At 71.3% G+C, this 16116-nt stretch carries 17 protein-coding genes and 1 pseudogene; 10 read left to right on the top strand and 8 right to left on the bottom strand.

What is annotated here, in order from left to right; all coding sequences use genetic code 11:
- Positions 1-21: 21 nt before the first annotated feature.
- Complete coding sequence (locus tag HZZ00_RS32135; protein ID WP_180329660.1) at positions 22-1842, bottom strand: phosphoenolpyruvate carboxykinase (GTP); 1821 nt, start codon at positions 1840-1842, stop codon at positions 22-24.
- A gap of 288 nt (positions 1843-2130) precedes the next feature.
- Here HZZ00_RS32135 and HZZ00_RS32140 point away from each other — a divergent pair, with 288 nt between their 5' ends.
- The 4 genes from HZZ00_RS32140 to HZZ00_RS32155 all read left to right on the top strand — a co-directional run bounded on the left by HZZ00_RS32140 (position 2131) and on the right by HZZ00_RS32155 (position 4772).
- Complete coding sequence (locus HZZ00_RS32140; RefSeq protein ID WP_180329661.1) at positions 2131-2844, top strand: hemolysin III family protein; 714 nt, start codon at positions 2131-2133, stop codon at positions 2842-2844.
- Positions 2845-2964: 120 nt separating this feature from the next.
- Positions 2965-3615, top strand: a complete 651-nt coding sequence (locus HZZ00_RS32145; protein ID WP_180329662.1) for a TetR/AcrR family transcriptional regulator — start codon at positions 2965-2967, stop codon at positions 3613-3615.
- Positions 3616-3648: 33 nt separating this feature from the next.
- Positions 3649-4380, top strand: coding sequence for a Mut7-C RNAse domain-containing protein (locus tag HZZ00_RS32150; protein ID WP_180329663.1), 732 nt, complete (start codon positions 3649-3651; stop codon positions 4378-4380).
- Between the two features lie 47 nt (positions 4381-4427).
- Positions 4428-4772 carry a hypothetical protein gene (locus HZZ00_RS32155; protein WP_180329664.1) on the top strand — a complete coding sequence of 115 codons (345 nt, stop codon included), beginning with the start codon at positions 4428-4430 and terminating at the stop codon, positions 4770-4772.
- A gap of 8 nt (positions 4773-4780) precedes the next feature.
- Here the strand turns inward: HZZ00_RS32155 and HZZ00_RS32160 are convergent, their stop codons facing one another.
- Positions 4781-6811 (bottom strand): thioredoxin domain-containing protein, encoded by a 2031-nt coding sequence (locus HZZ00_RS32160; protein WP_180329665.1) that lies wholly within the window; start codon positions 6809-6811, stop codon positions 4781-4783.
- Between the two features lie 196 nt (positions 6812-7007).
- Between HZZ00_RS32160 and HZZ00_RS32165 the strand changes: the two genes are divergently transcribed.
- A complete protein-coding gene (locus tag HZZ00_RS32165) occupies positions 7008-7574 on the top strand; it encodes a Uma2 family endonuclease (RefSeq protein ID WP_180329666.1) in 567 nt (188 codons plus the stop codon).
- 89 nt (positions 7575-7663) lie between these two features.
- Here HZZ00_RS32165 and HZZ00_RS32170 read toward each other — a convergent pair whose 3' ends face one another.
- The 4 genes and pseudogenes from HZZ00_RS32170 to mca form a co-directional block, all read right to left on the bottom strand.
- Positions 7664-8395 carry a DUF4365 domain-containing protein gene (locus HZZ00_RS32170; protein ID WP_180329667.1) on the bottom strand — a complete coding sequence of 244 codons (732 nt, stop codon included), beginning with the start codon at positions 8393-8395 and terminating at the stop codon, positions 7664-7666.
- Between the two features lie 581 nt (positions 8396-8976).
- A pseudogene (locus HZZ00_RS32175) lies at positions 8977-9168 on the bottom strand (DUF255 domain-containing protein); the annotation flags it as partial.
- Positions 9169-9348: 180 nt separating this feature from the next.
- Positions 9349-9591, bottom strand: coding sequence for a hypothetical protein (locus tag HZZ00_RS32180; protein ID WP_180329668.1), 243 nt, complete (start codon positions 9589-9591; stop codon positions 9349-9351).
- The gene (gene mca, locus HZZ00_RS32185) at positions 9584-10465 is read right to left on the bottom strand and encodes a mycothiol conjugate amidase Mca (RefSeq protein ID WP_180329669.1); all 882 of its coding nucleotides are present in this window, start codon (positions 10463-10465) and stop codon (positions 9584-9586) included. Before mca ends, HZZ00_RS32180 begins: the two co-directional genes overlap by 8 nt.
- Positions 10466-10567: 102 nt before the next feature.
- On the opposite strand from mca, the gene HZZ00_RS32190 reads away from it, so the two are divergent.
- Together HZZ00_RS32190 and greA are read left to right on the top strand one after the other, a co-directional pair.
- Positions 10568-10966 (top strand): DUF4307 domain-containing protein, encoded by a 399-nt coding sequence (locus HZZ00_RS32190; RefSeq protein ID WP_180329670.1) that lies wholly within the window; start codon positions 10568-10570, stop codon positions 10964-10966.
- Positions 10967-11199: 233 nt separating this feature from the next.
- Positions 11200-11700, top strand: a complete 501-nt coding sequence (greA, locus tag HZZ00_RS32195; RefSeq protein WP_070029486.1) for a transcription elongation factor GreA — start codon at positions 11200-11202, stop codon at positions 11698-11700.
- A gap of 116 nt (positions 11701-11816) precedes the next feature.
- Here greA and ilvA read toward each other — a convergent pair whose 3' ends face one another.
- Positions 11817-13046, bottom strand: coding sequence for a threonine ammonia-lyase (gene ilvA, locus HZZ00_RS32200; protein WP_180329671.1), 1230 nt, complete (start codon positions 13044-13046; stop codon positions 11817-11819).
- 144 nt (positions 13047-13190) lie between these two features.
- Between ilvA and HZZ00_RS32205 the strand changes: the two genes are divergently transcribed.
- The 3 genes from HZZ00_RS32205 (at position 13191) to HZZ00_RS32215 (ending at position 14706) form a co-directional block, all read left to right on the top strand.
- Positions 13191-13715, top strand: a complete 525-nt coding sequence (locus HZZ00_RS32205) for a MarR family winged helix-turn-helix transcriptional regulator (RefSeq protein ID WP_257585485.1) — start codon at positions 13191-13193, stop codon at positions 13713-13715.
- Positions 13716-13856: 141 nt separating this feature from the next.
- Entirely contained in the window at positions 13857-14360 is a 504-nt protein-coding gene (locus tag HZZ00_RS32210) for a sigma factor-like helix-turn-helix DNA-binding protein (RefSeq protein WP_180329672.1), read from the top strand.
- Between the two features lie 97 nt (positions 14361-14457).
- Positions 14458-14706 (top strand): hypothetical protein, encoded by a 249-nt coding sequence (locus HZZ00_RS32215; protein ID WP_180329673.1) that lies wholly within the window; start codon positions 14458-14460, stop codon positions 14704-14706.
- Between the two features lie 40 nt (positions 14707-14746).
- Here HZZ00_RS32215 and HZZ00_RS32220 read toward each other — a convergent pair whose 3' ends face one another.
- On the bottom strand, positions 14747-15901 hold the full coding sequence (locus HZZ00_RS32220; RefSeq protein WP_180329674.1) for a cystathionine gamma-synthase: 1155 nt from the start codon (positions 15899-15901) through the stop codon (positions 14747-14749).
- Positions 15902-16116: the final 215 nt, after the last annotated feature.

The following is a 16116-nucleotide window of genomic DNA, read 5'->3' on the forward strand; positions in this document are numbered from 1 at the left end:
GGCCGCGGAGTTCTCGGGGGCTCAGCCCAGGCGCTCGACGAGCGCGTGGTACTGGTCCCACAGCTCCTTCGGGGTGTGGTCGCCGAAGGTGTCGAGGTGCTCGGGGACCAGCGCGGCCTCCTCGCGCCAGACCTCCTTGTCGACCGTGAGCAGGAAGTCCAGCTCCGCCTCGGAGAGTTCGAGGCCGTCGGTGTCCAGGGCCGACTTCGCCGGCAGGATGCCGATCGGGGTCTCGACGCCCTCGGCCTTGCCGTCCAGACGCTCCACGATCCACTTCAGGACACGGGAGTTCTCGCCGAAGCCGGGCCAGACGAACTTGCCCTCGTCGTTCTTGCGGAACCAGTTGACGTAGTAGATCTTCGGCAGCTTGGACTGGTCCTTGTCCTTGGCCACGTTGATCCAGTGCGCCATGTAGTCGCCCATGTTGTAGCCGCAGAACGGCAGCATGGCGAACGGGTCGCGGCGCAGCTCGCCGACCTTGCCCTCGGCGGCGGCGGTCTTCTCGGAGGCCACGTTGGCGCCGAGGAAGACGCCGTGGTTCCAGTCGAAGGACTCGGTCACCAGCGGCACCGCGCTGGCGCGCCGGCCGCCGAAGAGGATCGCCGAGATCGGCACGCCCTTGGGGTCCTCCCACTCGGGAGCGATGATCGGGCACTGCGAAGCCGGCACGGTGAAGCGGGCGTTGGGGTGGGCGGCCGGGGTACCGGAGGCCGGCGTCCAGTCGTTGCCCTTCCAGTCGGTCAGGTGGGCCGGCGCCTCCGGCGTCATGCCCTCCCACCAGACGTCGCCGTCGTCGGTGAGCGCGACGTTGGTGAAGACCGCGTTGCCCCACAGGGTCTTCATCGCGTTGGCGTTGGTGTGCTCGCCCGTGCCGGGCGCCACGCCGAAGAAGCCGGCCTCGGGGTTGATCGCGTACAGGCGGCCGTCCTCGCCGAAGCGCATCCAGGCGATGTCGTCGCCGATGGTCTCCACGGTCCAGCCGGAGACCGTGGGCTCCAGCATGGCGAGGTTGGTCTTGCCGCAGGCGCTCGGGAACGCGGCGGCGACGTACTTGGCCTCGCCCTGCGGCGGGGTGAGCTTGAGGATCAGCATGTGCTCGGCGAGCCAGCCCTCGTCGCGCGCCATCACGGAGGCGATCCGCAGCGCGTAGCACTTCTTGCCGAGCAGGGCGTTGCCGCCGTAGCCGGAGCCGTAGGACCAGATCTCGCGCGACTCGGGGAAGTGGGAGATGTACTTGGTCTGGCTGCACGGCCACGGCACGTCCGCCTGGCCCGGCTCCAGCGGGGCGCCCACGGTGTGCACGGCCTTGACGAAGAAGCCGTCGTCGCCCAGCTCGTCGAGGACGGCCTGGCCCATGCGCGTCATCGTGCGCATGGAGACGGCGACGTAGGCGGAGTCGGTGATCTCCACGCCGAGCGCGGAGAGCGGGGAGCCGAGCGGGCCCATGCAGAAGGGGACGACGTACATGGTGCGGCCGCGCATCGAGCCGCGGAACAGGCCCTGCGCGCCGGTGAAGATCTCCCGCATCTCGGCGGGGGCCTTCCAGTTGTTGGTCGGGCCCGCGTCCTCCTCCTTCTCGGAGCAGATGAAGGTGCGGTCCTCGACGCGCGCGACGTCGGTCGGGTCGGAGGCGGCGTAGTAGGAGTGCGGGCGCTTGACCGGGTCGAGCTTCTTGAAGGTGCCCCTGGTCACGAGCTCCTCGGCCAGCCGCTCGTACTCGGCCTCGGACCCGTCGCACCAGACCACGCTGTCCGGCTGCGTCAGTTCGGCGATCTCATTGACCCAGGAGATCAGTTCCTGGTGGTTGGTGGGAACGCTGGTAGCCGAGTTGTCGCGCGCCACGGTTGCTCCTAAGTGAGGGATTTTGTCCTTGTTGCCCCGTGGGGGCTGCGACCCGGACGCTTCGCCATCGCTCATCCGGTGCCGACTGCACTCATTTGATCATCCGCCTGTAGTGCCCATCTGTCCAGGGGGTCTCACAGGTGAGCGACGTGAGGTCGACCACGGTTCCAGGGGTGTTTGCGTTTCCTTTACATTCGTCTGGATTTCGGCTGACGGTTTTTTTGCATCCACCCGACCGACGAACGCCCCTCACACCTGACTTACGGCGGCGTAGGTACCATGCGGCGCATGAATACGTCCGTCCCCGACGCGCCCATGGACACGCCGGCCGGCGGCCGCGGCCCCATGGCGCTCTCCTTGCCGCACCCGGTCAAGCCCAGGCTGCGTGGCTGGCTGCACCTCGGCATGTTCCCGGCCGTACTCATCGCGGGCCTCGTGCTCACCGCTCTCGCCGACTCGACCAGAGGCCGGGTCGCCTGCGGGATCTACGTCCTCACGGCCTGTCTGCTGTTCGGCGTCAGCGCGCTGTACCACCGGGGCAACTGGGGCCCGCGGATGGGCGGCCTGCTGCGCCGCCTCGACCACGCCAACATCTTCCTGATCATCGCGGGCACGTACACCCCGCTGACCCTGCTGCTCCTGCCGGGCGCGAAGGGCCAGTGGCTGCTGTGGGGCATCTGGGCCGCGGCCGCGGCCGGGATAGTCTTCCGCGTCTTCTGGGTCGGCGCCCCGCGCTGGCTCTACACGCCCTGCTACATCGCGATGGGCTGGGCGGCCGTCTTCTTCCTGCCGGACTTCCTGCGCACCGGCGGCATAGCCGTGCTCACCCTGGTGATCGTCGGCGGCCTGCTCTACAGCGCCGGCGGAGTCGTCTACGGCATCAAGCGGCCCAACCCGTCACCGCGCTGGTTCGGCTTCCACGAGGTCTTCCACTCCCTCACCCTGGCGGCGTTCGTCGTCCACTACGTGGGCATCTCACTGGTCGCCTACCAGCACGCGTGACCCCTCCCCCGCCACCGCGGCCACGGCTCCTGCGAGCCGTGGCCTTTTCCGTGCTCCGCGTCGGGCGAGGCCGTTCCCGGCCATGGCCGCTCCCGCCGTCCATGCCGGACAATGAGCCCCATGACGGCCGCACGACCCACCAGCCCCGCCCCCCACCGCGCCCCCTCGGAAGGCGCCCGTCCCGGCCTGCGGGAACGCAAGAAGATCAAGACGCGGGAGGCGATCCGCGGGGCGACGTACGCCCTCATCGAGGAGCAGGGGTACGACGCCACGACGATCGACCAGATCGCCGACCGGGCGGAGGTGTCGCCGTCGACCGTCTTCCGGTACTTCCCGACCAAGGAGGACATCGTCCTCACCGACGAGTTCGACACGGTCGTCCTGGAGGAGATCAGGCGGCGGCCCGCCGAGGAGCCCTGGCCCGACACCCTCCGGTACGTGCTGCGGCGCGCCGCCCGGGCCGGGCTGGAGGAGGACCCGTGCGTCTCCAGGCTGCGCACCCATCTGATGGCCCAGGTCCCCGCCGTGCGCTCGCGGATGATGGAGAGCATGTCGGCGACCGGCCGCACGCTGTGCCGGGTCATCGCCGAACGCACCGGCCACGACCCCGACGACCTGGAGGTACGGGTCTACGCCATGTCGCTGATCGGCGGCCTGCTGGAGACCGGCGTGTACTGGGCCGAGCACGGCCACCGGGACGACCCGCGGGACCTCGTCGACCGCACCCTCGACGTCATGGAGCACGGCCTGCCCGGCGCCGGAAACCGCTGAGACCCAGCCCGCTCCCCGTGCGATGCTGACGAGGTGAACGGAACCGAGATCCGCGTCGAAGTCGCCCCCGAGCTGCACCTGTTCGTTCCCGCCGCCCGCCGCGCGGGCGCCACCGCGCTCGGCACCGACGGCGTCTCCACGCTCGGCCATGTCATCGAGTCCCTCGGCGTCCCGCTGACCGAGGTCGGCGCGCTGGTCGTGGACGGCCGCGAGGTGCCGGTCTCGCACATCCCGCGGACGGGCGAGTCAGTGACCGTGCGCCCCGTCGCCCGCCCCCAGCACGTGCCGGGCGCCCCGCTCCGCTTCCTCCTCGACGTGCACCTCGGCACCCTGGCCCGCCGGCTGCGGCTGCTCGGCGTGGACACCGCGTACGAGTCCACCGACATCGGCGACCCGGCGCTGGCCGCGCGCTCGGCGGCCGAACAGCGGGTCATGCTCAGCCGCGACCGGGGACTGCTGCGCCGCCGCGAACTGTGGGCCGGCGCGTACGTCTACAGCACCCGGCCCGACGACCAACTCCAGGACGTCCTCGACCGGTTCGCCCCTGAACTGCGCCCCTGGACCCGCTGCACCGCCTGCAACGGCCTGCTCAGACAGGCCACCAAGGAGGAGGTCGCCGACCAGCTCAAGGGCGGCACCCAGCGGTCGTACGACGTCTTCGCCCAGTGCACCGGCTGCGGCCGCGCCTACTGGAAGGGCGCCCACCACGAACAGCTGGAGGCGGTCGTGGCGCGGGCGTTGAGCACGCGTACTCAGGGGGATTGAGTAGGCGGCCCGGTGCCGGGGGCCGGGCGGCGCGGTGGGATGGGGGCATGAACACGATGACTTCGCAGCCGGTCACCCTCACCCGACGCCAGAAGGACCGCTTCATCACCGGCTGGTCCCTCGCGGGGATCCTCCTGCTGCTGCCGATCGTCGTCCTGTCCTGGATGGTGGTGCTCTCCGGCGAGCGCGGCAGCCGGTGCCTGACGTACGGCGAGCAGTGCTCGACGATTCCCGGCTCGGCCCTCTACCTCGCCTTCTTCCTGGCCCTCGGCGCCGGCGTCGCGGCCCTGGCCTGGCCCAGGGGCACGGCGACGTACGCCAGGGCCACGACCGTCTTCCTCCAGTGGGGCGCGCAGCTCGTCCTCGGGGCGATGATCCTCGACGGCGCCTGACGTGCTGCTCAGCGGCCGCCGAGGATGCCGCGCAGCCGGTCCGGGTCGGTGGTCGGGGCGTCGCAGGTGAAGCCGCGGCAGACGTAGGCCGCCGCCGCGCCGGAGACCAGCGGGCGGTCGGCGAGCAGCGGGAACTCGTCGCCGTCCGGGGTGCCCACGGCGACGACCGCGCCCGGCGCGGTGCCCTGGAGCGCCGTCCGGTGCAGGGTCGTCATGGCCTCGTCGGTGAGGGACGGGCCGACGACCGCGACCTCCCGTGGCCCGTCGAGCAGCGCCTCGGCGACGGCGAGCCCCCAGCCGATGAACCGGGGCACCCGCGGCCCGAGCGCCCCCACGACGCCCAACGCCCGCTCGGCAGCCGTGCGATGGGCCTCGGAGCCGGTGTGCGCGGCATAGCTCAGCAGGGCGCCCGCGGCGGCCGACCAGCCGGACGGGGTGGCGTTGTCGGTGGGGTCCTGGGGGCGGCGGATGAGCCGCTCGGCGTCGGCGGCGGTGTCGTAGAGCGCGCCGGTGCCGGGGTCGGTGAAGCGGGCGAGCACATGGCCGAGGAGCAGCCCGGCGAAGTCCAGCCAGACGCCCTCGCCGGTCACGGAGGCGAGCGCCAGGAAGCCTTCGGCGACGTCGGCGTAGTCCTCCAGGACACCGGAGTTGGCCCCGACGCGGCCGTCCTTGCTGGTGCGGGCGAGCCGGGATTGCTCGTCCAGGTGCACCCGCACCAGCAGGTCCGCGGCACCGAGGGCGGCCTCGACCAGGTCGGGGCGGTCGAAGTAGGCGCCGGTCTCCGCGAGCGCGGCGATGGCGAGGCCGTTCCAGGCGGCGACGATCTTGTCGTCCCGGCCGGGCGCGGGCCGCCGGTCGCGGGCCGCCAGCAGCCGGCTCTTGACGGAGGCGATCGTCTCGGCGTCGAACACGCCCTCGTCCTGCGGGAGTCGCAGGACCGACTGGCCCTCCTCGAAGGTGCCTTCCTCGGTCACCCCGAAGAACCGGGCGGCGACCTCGGCGTCGTCGCCGAGGACGTCGCGCAGCTGCTCGGGCGTCCACACGTAGTACGCGCCCTCCACGTGCCGCCCGCTGCCGTCGTCGCTGTCCGCGTCGAGCGCGGAGGCGAACCCTCCCTCGTCCGTGCGCAGTTCACGGACGAGGAAGTCGGCGGTCTCCAGGGCGACCCGGCGGGCGAGACCGGACCCGGTCACCCGCCACAGGTGCGCGTACACCCGGCACAGCAGGGCGTTGTCGTACAGCATCTTCTCGAAGTGCGGCACCGTCCAGTCCCGGTCGACGGAGTAACGGGCGAACCCGCCGCCGAGCTGGTCGTAGATGCCGCCGCGGGCCATCCGCTCACAGGTGTCCCGCGCCATCTGCAGCGCGCCCTCGGCCCCGGTGCGCGCGTGGTGGCGCAGCAGGAACTCCAGCACCATGGACGGCGGGAACTTGGGCGCGCCGCCGAATCCGCCGCGCTGCGGGTCGTACTCACGGGTCAGCCCGAGCAGCGCCTGCGCCAGTTCCTGCTCCCCCGGCGGCCGGGTGCCCTCGTGCGCGATCTCCCGCTGCGCCAGGTCCCGGACGATCTTCCCGGCGACCTCGCCGACCTCCTCGCGCCGGCTGCTCCACGCCTGCTGGACGCCCTCCAGCACCTGCCGGAAGGAGGGCATGCCGTGCCGGGGCTCGGGCGGGAAGTAGGTGCCGAAGTAGAAGGGCTCGGCGTCCGGGGTGAGGAAGACGGTCATCGGCCAGCCGCCCTGGCCGGTGGCGGCCTGTACGGCCTCCATGTAGACGGCGTCGACGTCCGGCCGCTCCTCACGGTCGACCTTGACGCTGACGAAGTGCTCGTTGAGGTAGTCGGCGGTCTCCTGGTCCTCGAAGGACTCGTGCGCCATGACGTGGCACCAGTGGCACGCGGAGTAGCCGACCGACAGCAGAACGGGTACATTACGCCGTTTCGCTTCCTCGAACGCCTCCGGTCCCCACGGCCACCAGTCAACCGGATTTTCGGCATGCTGAAGCAGATAAGGCGAGGTCACACCAGCCAACCGGTTCATACGACCCAGCCTCTCACAGCGTCTGCCACGACCGGTGAAACACTGACGCGCCCGCCCCACTTGGCCGAATTGCACTTATGCGCCATTACGTGGTGGGCGGGTCCTACCCTTCCGAGCCGGGCAGCCCGGCACCTCGGAACAGTAGGCTGAGCGCAGCAGCGCCGGACCTTCCGAGGCCTCTCGAAGGAGGTACACCATGGCCGCCGAGATGGTCGCGCCCGCGTGGATGCATACGCAGATCAGCGCGGAGCAGTACGACTCCTGGTCCGAGGAGCAGTGCGCCGGCATCGAGATCGTGGACGGGATGGTCGTCGTGAGCCCGAGCGCCTCCAAGCGCCACAACCGGCTGGCCCGGATCCTGGCCAACGCTCTGGACGCCGCCGCGGGCCCGGACTGGAACGCCGACACTGACTTCGACGTGCGCCTTCAGGACGTTCCCCTCACCAACCGCCGCCCTGACGTCATCGTCTACCGGGCGGAAACCATCGACCTCACGCCCACCCGCCCCGAGCATGTCCTCCTGGTCGTCGAGGTCGTGTCGCCCGGCTCGGAGACCACAGACCGGATCGTGAAGGTGGACCAGTACGCCAAGGCCGGCATCCCCTTCTACTGGCGGGTTGAACAGGCCGCCACCGGGGTCCCGATCGTCTACACGTACGTTCTGGATCCCGCTACCAGGGTCTACCGGGACGGCGAGGTGTTCACCGGCACGGTGAAGGCCACCGCACCTTTCTCCATCACGGTCGATCTCGGGGCCCTGTAAGGAACCGAGGCGTCGCCCCGCTGTCGGCGTTCGGCTGCCAGCGGGCTTTCCGGGCATGCCGAGCCTTGCGGAATCCAGCACCACCGAATTCAGAAGGGCCCGTCTTCTTCGACTGGTCGGCGCCACCATTCGGTGGACTTGAAGCAGCCCATGAGCCAGTGTGCTTCGGCTTCATCGAGGATGATGTCCCCGATCGACGGGATGAGATCGAGGCGAAGCATCTGCTCCTGGACGCGCACGGGCTCCCAGTCGAGGTCGTGATGCAGCAACACCGCAAACGGCTCCCCGCGCTTCTGCCAGAAGATCATGGGCTCGCCAACTTCGTTGACGAACGGTTTGACGATGTCGTTCGGCTCGAAGTCGACGTCCGCCATATCCGCCCATCTGCCGACACCCTCACGCTCCCGAGCCAAATAGTTTCGCATGCGCCGGACGAAGTCCTCGAAGGTGGAATCGTCCAGCGTGGACTCCCGCCGGACGACAACGGACTTCAACGTCTTGCGCAGCGCTTCTGCCCGGCGAAGCTGACGAGTCGCATTGGCCCAGAAGAGGCCATTCCGCTCCGGATCGTGGACAACGCAGAGCACCGGCAGGGCGCCCTCGCGCCAATTGTCCCCATGGTCCCCGACCTGGACGCGGTACCCTCGCCGGGTGCGCGTCGAGACCCCGCCCTTGACCTGCACGGCCAGAGAGTCCGCCGTTCGTCGCCCATCCTGGACAAAGGTGACGTGCAGATCCTCTCCGTGGTCGTTCGCGCCGTCGATCTCCTGCACGATGTGGCCGTTCCGCTCCAGCAACGAACGCACCTCGTTCACGGCCATGCGTCCAACGCGCCGACTCTCAGGAACCTTAGGCATCTCGCCCCCCTGTTGATCTGTTCGGTCAAGGCTAAGGCGACACGTCCAGCGCAAGCCGACTGCGGAGACGCCGAGAGGGAGCCGCAGCTCCGACCGCTAGCCCGCCGGGCCGCACCGCGGCAGTCGGGCGTCGAGGAAAGGATGAATTGTGATGCAGATCACTTTAGGGGAGAGGATCTCCAGCGCACGGGCGGGCCCATGGCTCCTCGGCCGGGTGCACGAGGCACCCCTGATCGGCCAGGCCGGAGCACATGCCGCCGACGGACGAGACCGCGGCTCAAGCCGATTCGTTCGTCGCCGCCGCCCCGGAGACGAAGACACCGAGCGGGCCCCGCGTGGAGGAGTGGCCGGTCCGCTCGCTGATGCGTGCCTCCGACGCGCTCTCCTTGTTCCTGCGCAACGACCTAGAAATGGCGGCTCGCATCGAAGGGTCCCCCTCGACCGTCCTGACCTCAGACCGAGGCGACTGGTCGAAGCTCTGCGAGCAGTGCGTGATCATCAGGGAGACATGGGCACTGCCGACTCCTGGGTTCGCGAGTTCACCGGCACCAGTGACAGCTGCTGTACCCCACGCTGAGCAGCACCGGTCTGCCGCTTCGGCGCGCCTCCCCGAAGGCCTCGGCCGACCAGGGCCACCAGTCGACGGGGTTGGCGGCGTGCTGGAGCAGATACGGCGACGTCTCATGGGCCAGTCGGTTCACCGTTCCACTCTCCCATGAGCCCGGGCATCTCCCCATGCGCCGGGGGCCGGGTCCCGGGAACCGGCGTGTTCACCGTGCCTCACGAGCCGGCCGGGTCCCCGGTCCGGTCCTCGGTGGCGGCGCACGCCGCCTCCCGGCCGGCCGCTCGCGCGCAGGTCGGGGCATGCGTCCGGACCGCCACGCCCCGATGAGGGTGGCGGTCCGGAGGGCCCGGGGTCAGCCCCGGGGGGCCGCGGAGTCGGCCGGGCGGCCGGTCTCCCCGTTCATGTCGGAGGGCTCCTTGAAGTCGACCTTCCGCATGTGCTTGTTCATCGACTTCATCAGGCCCCACACCGCCAAGGCCATCACCGCGAACACGATGAAGCCGAGGACACCGGGGGTGACCTTGTTCTGGTCGAGATCGGCGAGGGAGACGAGGTCCGTCGCTGCCAGGCTCACGCTTGCGCTCATATCAGGCATTGTCGCGGATGCCCGCGAAGAGGTCGTCCTCGGGGAGGGAGGTGTCCACGAGCGACTTCGCGAGCTCGTACTCCTCCGTCGGCCAGACCTCCTTCTGGAGCTCCATCGGCACCCGGAACCAGCCGCCGTCCGGGTCGATCTGCGTGGCGTGCGCGATCAGCGCCTTGTCGCGGACCTCGAAGAAGTCCGCGCACGGAACGTGCGTGGTCAGTGTGCGTTCGGTGCGCTCCATCTCGCTCCAGCGCTTGAGCCACTCCCCGTACGGCGACTCCAGACCGCGGTCGAGCATCGCCTGGTGCAGGGCCTCGGTGCGCGGGCGGTTGAAGCCCTGGTTGTAGTACAGCTTCAGCGGCTGGAAGGCGGGCCCGAACTCGTCCTCGGGGTACTTCTCGGTGTCCGCCGCGCCCTCGAACGCCACCATCGTGATCTTGTGGGTCATGATGTGGTCGGGGTGCGGGTAGCCGCCGTTCTCGTCGTAGGTGGTGATCACCTGCGGACGGAACGAGCGGATCTGGCGCACCAGCTCGCCGGCCGCCTTGTCGACGTCCTCCAGGGCGAAGCAGCCCTCGGGCAGCGGGGGCAGCGGGTCGCCCTCGGGCAGCCCGGAGTCCACGAAGCCGAGCCACTCCTGCTTGACGCCCAGGATCTCGCGGGCCTCGTCCATCTCCTTGCGGCGCACCTCGTGGATGTTCGCCTCGATGTACGGGTCGCCCTGGAGCTTGGGGTTGAGGATGGAGCCACGCTCTCCGCCGGTGCAGGTCACCACCAGCACGTCCACCCCCTCGGACACGTACTTCGCCATGGTGGCCGCGCCCTTGCTCGACTCGTCGTCGGGGTGCGCGTGAACGGCCATCAGTCGCAACTGATCAGTCAAGACTCAATCCTCGGTAGGTTGGCGCCCCAAGGGTCAAGGCGCAATCGCGGGCTTCTATAGTGACCGAATCGGGGGGCGATTAATTCCGCGGAGAGGACGATCATGAGTACGGCGAGCACGGGGCTGCCCGCGGGCCGCTACGGCCGCTCCTCGGACGAGCGCGCCGACCGCAAGCTCAAGGTCGCCGCGGTGGTACTCGGCGCGGCGCTGCTGGCGCTGGTCGGCTACTTCGCCTACCACTACATCGTGCAGACCGAGATAAGCGCCCAGGTCATCACCTTCGAGGCCACGGACAACGCGGTGAAGGCGCACCTGGAGGTCCACAAGGACGCCGGTGCGGACGGCTACTGCACCCTGCGCTCGCAGGCGGCGGACGGCACCGAGGTGGGCCGCGCCGACTTCCGCTTCACCGGTTCGGCCACCCGCATCGACAAGGTCGTCACGCTCCGTACGACCGCCAAGGGCAGCACGGCCGAGCTGCTGGGCTGCCACGCGGGCTGACCCGGGCATCGGGCCGCCCGGCCGGACGCGGGCCGCGGTCCGGCACGCCCGGGCGCCATGCGGTTCTCGTCCGGAATGTCCGGGGCCTCACCTGCGTTGACGTGATTCTGAGGGCTTATGTCCTCCCCCTTCCGCGGATGAATTGTTAGGCTCGTGGTTTCGCCCATCCATGAGGGAACAGTCTTCTGGGTAGGGCGATGCTTTGTATTCCCAGTACCGACGAGGAGCACCCTGTGACCCAGACCAGCGAGAACGTCACCTGGCTGACCCAGGAGGCGTACAACAAGCTCAAGGACGAGCTTGCGTACCTTACTGGTCCTGCGCGCACGGAGATCGCCGCCAAGATCGCGGCCGCGCGCGAGGAGGGCGACCTGCGCGAGAACGGCGGGTACCACGCGGCCAAGGAGGAGCAGGGCAAGCAGGAGCTGCGTGTGCGGCAGCTGACCCAGCTTCTCGAGAACGCCAAGGTGGGTGAGGCCCCGGCCTCCGCCGACGGCGCCGTCGCGCCGGGCATGGTCGTCACGATCGCCTTCGACGGTGACGAAGACGACACACTGACGTTCCTGCTCGCCTCCCGCGAGTACGCGAGCGCCGACGTCGAGACGTACTCGCCGCAGTCGCCGCTGGGCGCCGGTGTCATCGGCCACAAGGTCGGCGAGGACGCGGAGTACGAGCTGCCGAACGGCAAGAAGGCCTCGGTGCGGATCCTGAAGGCCGAGCCCTACAACGGCTGAGCCGGCCCCGGTCCGCTGACGGGACCCCCGGCGCCCGCCCTGGGCGCCGGGGGTCCCGTCGTGTCGTACCGCCGCACCCGCCGCCGTACCGGCTCGTGCGGGCGGGCGCCGGGGGCTCAGGAGATGACCGTGTAGCCCGCCTCCCGCAGGGCATGGCCGACCTCGGTGCAGTGCGCGGGGCCCTTCGTCTCCAGGTGCAGTTCGACCTCCGCCTCGCTGAGCCCCAGCCGGGGATCGGTGCGGACATGGCTGACGTCGAGGACGTTGGCGTCCACCTCCGACAGCACCCCGAGGAGCGTGGCCAGGGCGCCGGGCCGGTCGGTGAGCCGGAGCCGTACGGCCAGGTAGCGGCCCTGCGCGGCCATGCCGTGCCGCAGTACCCGCTGCAACAGCACGGGGTCCACATTGCCGCCGGACAGCACCGCGACGACCGGGCCCTCGAAGTCGCCCGGGGCCGCGAGCAGCGCCGCGACCGGGCTGGCCCCGGCCGGTTCCACCACCAGCTTGGCCCGCTCCAGGCACAGCAGCAGCGCCGCCGACAGCTGGTCCTCGCTGACCGTGCGCACCTCGTCCACCAGCTCGCGGACGATACCGAACGGCACCACGCCCGGGCGGCCCACCTTGATGCCGTCGGCCATCGTCGCCGGGTTCGCCACGGCCACCGGGTGCCCGAGGGCCAGCGAGGGCGGGTAGGCCGCGGCGCCCTCCGCCTGCACGCCGATGATCCGCACGTCCGGCCGCACGGCCTTCACCGCGACCGCGATCCCGGCCGCGAGTCCGCCGCCCCCGATGCCGACGACGATGGTGCGCACCTGCGGGCACTGCTCCAGGATCTCCAGGCCGACCGTGCCCTGGCCCGCGATGATGTCCGGGTGGTCGAAGGGGTGGATGAAGACGGCGCCGGTCCGCGCCGCGTAGTCCTGGGCGGCGGCCAGTGTCTCGTCCACCACCTGGCCGGTCAGCCGCACCTCGGCGCCGTACTCGCGGGTCGCGCTGACCTTGGGCAGCGGCGCGCCCTGCGGCATGAACACGGTGGCGTGCACGCCCAGCAGGGAGGAGGCGAGGGCCACGCCCTGCGCGTGGTTGCCGGCGCTCGCGGCCACCACCCCGGCCGCCCGCTCCTCCGGCAGCAGCCCGGCGATCCGCACATAGGCACCGCGCAGCTTGAACGAGCCGGTCCGCTGGAGGTTCTCGCACTTCAGCTGCACCGGCGCGCCGACCAGCTGGGACAGGTGCCGGCTGCCCTCCATCGCGGTCGCCCGTGCCACACCGGAGAGCATCTTCCGCGCTCCGCGCACATCGTCGAGGGTGACGGAACGCAGGGCGGCGGCGGTGCGGTGACTCATGTCTCCAGCATCGCAGCTCGCGTCGGCGCCCGGCGGCCGTGACCAAGCTCCGGGACTGGTTTGCGCAGCGCCGGTACGGTCCGGCGCCGGGCCGCGTACCCTGTCCCCCAACCTTGCAGCCCTTCATGAAGCGAGCCTCCGGCCATGCCCACAACACCTGAAATGTCGATGGACATGACGACCGTCGGTGATCCCGGTCTTCTCGACGCCCTCCAGCACGAGGTCGCGGTGTTCGCCCGCCGGGCCGAACAGACGCGCCTCGGCGGTGTCGGGCAGGTGCGCAACTCCATGGACCGCGCCGCCTACCTGCTGCTCAACCGCCTGGACAGCGAGGGCCCGATGGGCGTCAAGGCACTCGCCTCGGGCATGGGCATCGACTCCTCCACGGTCACCCGGCAGGTGGCCCCGCTGGTCGACACCGGCCTGGTCAAGCGCACCTCGCACCCGGAGGACGGCCGTGCGGTGGTGCTCCAGCTGTCCCCGCGCGGCGCGGCCCGACTGGCGGAGGTGCGTTCCTCCAGGCGCCGGCTGATGGCCGAGCTGACCGAGGACTGGTCGCCCGAGGAGCGCGAGCAGTTCTGCACTCTGCTGACCCGGTTCAACCACGCCCTGTCGGCCCGTACGGTGCAGGGCGGACCGGCCGCCGCGGAGCAGCCGCCGGCGTCCTGACCGGCCCGGCCCACGGGTGGTGCCCCGAGTCTTGACCCCGGGCCCCGGCCGGCCTCATATGAGACCCGGGCCCCACGTCGTACGTGATTCACCTGTCCCGTGGCGGACGGGCCGGACGGGGCCCTCGACGGGGGAGGCGCGGTGCGTGATCGGCAGGTGTCCCGGGAGGACCGCCGGGCCCGGGAGTTCGAGTCGTTCGTCGCGGGCGCGGCCGGACGGCTGCTGCGCGCCGCCACGCTGCTCACCGCGGAGGACCCGGACGACAATCCGCGCGCCCGGCGCCTGCTGACGCTGGCCCTCGGCCACACCTACGCCCGCTGGCACCGGCTGCGCGGCGAGGACCCGTACGACTGCGCGCGCCAGTACCTCGCCGTCCGCTTCGCCCGGACCGTCCGGCACCGGCCGTGGGTGCCCGGCCGCACCCGGCCGGGTCCGCGCGGCCCGCTCGCCGCGCTCACCGCGATGGAGCGGCTGGTGCTGGTGCTGCGGGTGTACGAGGGGATCGCCGAGGAGCAGGCGGCGGCGCTGCTGGGGTTCCCGCCGGAGCGCGTGCACACGATCTGCGACCGTGCGGTCTCCGCGGTGCTGCACCCGGTCCGCCCGGCCGGTCCGCGCGCGCTGGGCGCGAAGGTGGCACCGTCGTGAGCCGCCCGGGAGCGAGGGGGCGGGACCGCGCGGCGAGCGGGGCGGGCCGGGCCGGTACGGCGAGTGCGATGGGTACGGCACGTCCGGGGAGGTCGGTGTGAACCGGGCCGAGCGGGAGGCCGCCGTGCGGCGGGTGCTGAACGAGCCGCCGATGCCGGTGCCGCCGGAGCTGCATCCGGAGGCGGAGCGGCGCGGCGAGCGGCTGCTGCGGCGCGGGCGGCGGGTGCGCCGGGTGCTGTGGGCGCTGGCGTGCGCGGCGGCCGTGGCGTTCGGCGTCTGGGCGGTGTACGCACACCCCTGGGTGGAGCCGCCCTCGCGGACGACTCCACCCGTCGACGGCTGGTGACCGGGCCGGCGCCGGCACGGCCCGGCGCCGGTCCGTGCCTTTAGCCCAGGGCCTGGCGCAGGTCCTCCAGCAGGTCGTCGGCGTTCTCGATGCCGACGGACAGGCGGACGAGGTCGGCGGGGACCTCCAGGGCCGAACCGGCCGCGGAGGCGTGCGTCATCCGGCCGGGGTGCTCGATCAGGGACTCGACGCCGCCCAGGGACTCGCCGAGGGTGAACACCTTGGCGCGGTTGCAGACCTCGACGGCCGCCTCCTCGCCGCCCTCGACCCGGAAGGAGACCATGCCGCCGAAGGCCCTCATCTGCTTGGCGGCGACCTCGTGCCCGGGGTGGTCGGGCAGGCCCGGGTAGAGGGCGCTGGTCACGCGCGGGTGGCGGCTGAGCATGTCGGCGACCTTGCCGGCGTTCTCGCTGTGCCGGTCCATGCGCACCGCGAGGGTCTTGGTGCCGCGCAGCACCAGCCACGAGTCGAAGGGACCGGCGACGGCGCCCATCGCGTTCTGGTGGTAGGCCAGTTCCTCGCCGAGCGCCTGGTCGGAGACGATCAGGGCGCCGCCGACCACGTCGGAGTGGCCGCCCATGTACTTGGTCAGGGAGTGCACCACGACGTCCGCCCCGAGCGACAGCGGCTGCTGGAGGTAGGGCGTGGCGAAGGTGTTGTCCACGACGAGCCTGGCGCCCGCGTCGTGGGCGACCTGGGCGACCGCGGCGATGTCGGTGACGCCGAGCAGCGGGTTGGAGGGGGTCTCCACCCAGACGGCCTTGGTGTTGGAGGTGATCGCGGCCCGTACGGCGGCCGGGTCGCTGGTGTCGGCGACCGACCACTTCACGCCCCAGCGGGTGGCGACCTTGGCGAAGAGCCGGAAGGTGCCGCCGTAGGCGTCGTTCGGGATCACCACGTGGTCGCCGGGGGTGAGCAGCGTGCGCAGCAGGGTGTCCTCGGCCGCGAGACCGGAGGCGAACGCGAGGCCGCGGCTGCCGCCCTCCAGCGCGGCGAGGTTCTCCTCGAGGGCGGTACGGGTCGGGTTGGCGCTGCGGCTGTACTCGTAGCCGCCGCGCAGCCCGCCGACGCCGTCCTGCTTGTAGGTCGAGACCTGGTAGATGGGCGGGACGACCGCGCCGGTGAGGGGATCCGCGGTGTTGCCCGCGTGGATCGCGAGGGTCTCGAAGTGCTGACTGATGTGCCTGTCGCTCATGTGCACCGAGCGTAGTGCGCCCGGCCGGATACTGACGCCCGGCGGACCCGGCGGGCGGCGGGGAGAGGGTTTTCCCTGCGTGGACGCCGGGGCGGGATCGGGACCTGACGGTGGGGGCGGGGCCGGGGGCGGGGCTGGGCCGGGCGGCGGGGACCGCGGCGGGGACCGGACCGGGCGGCGGGGGCCGGACCGGGCGGCGGGGGCCGGACCGGGCG

This window comes from Streptomyces sp. NEAU-sy36, assembly GCF_013423905.1.
Lineage (GTDB): Bacteria > Actinomycetota > Actinomycetes > Streptomycetales > Streptomycetaceae > Streptomyces > Streptomyces misionensis.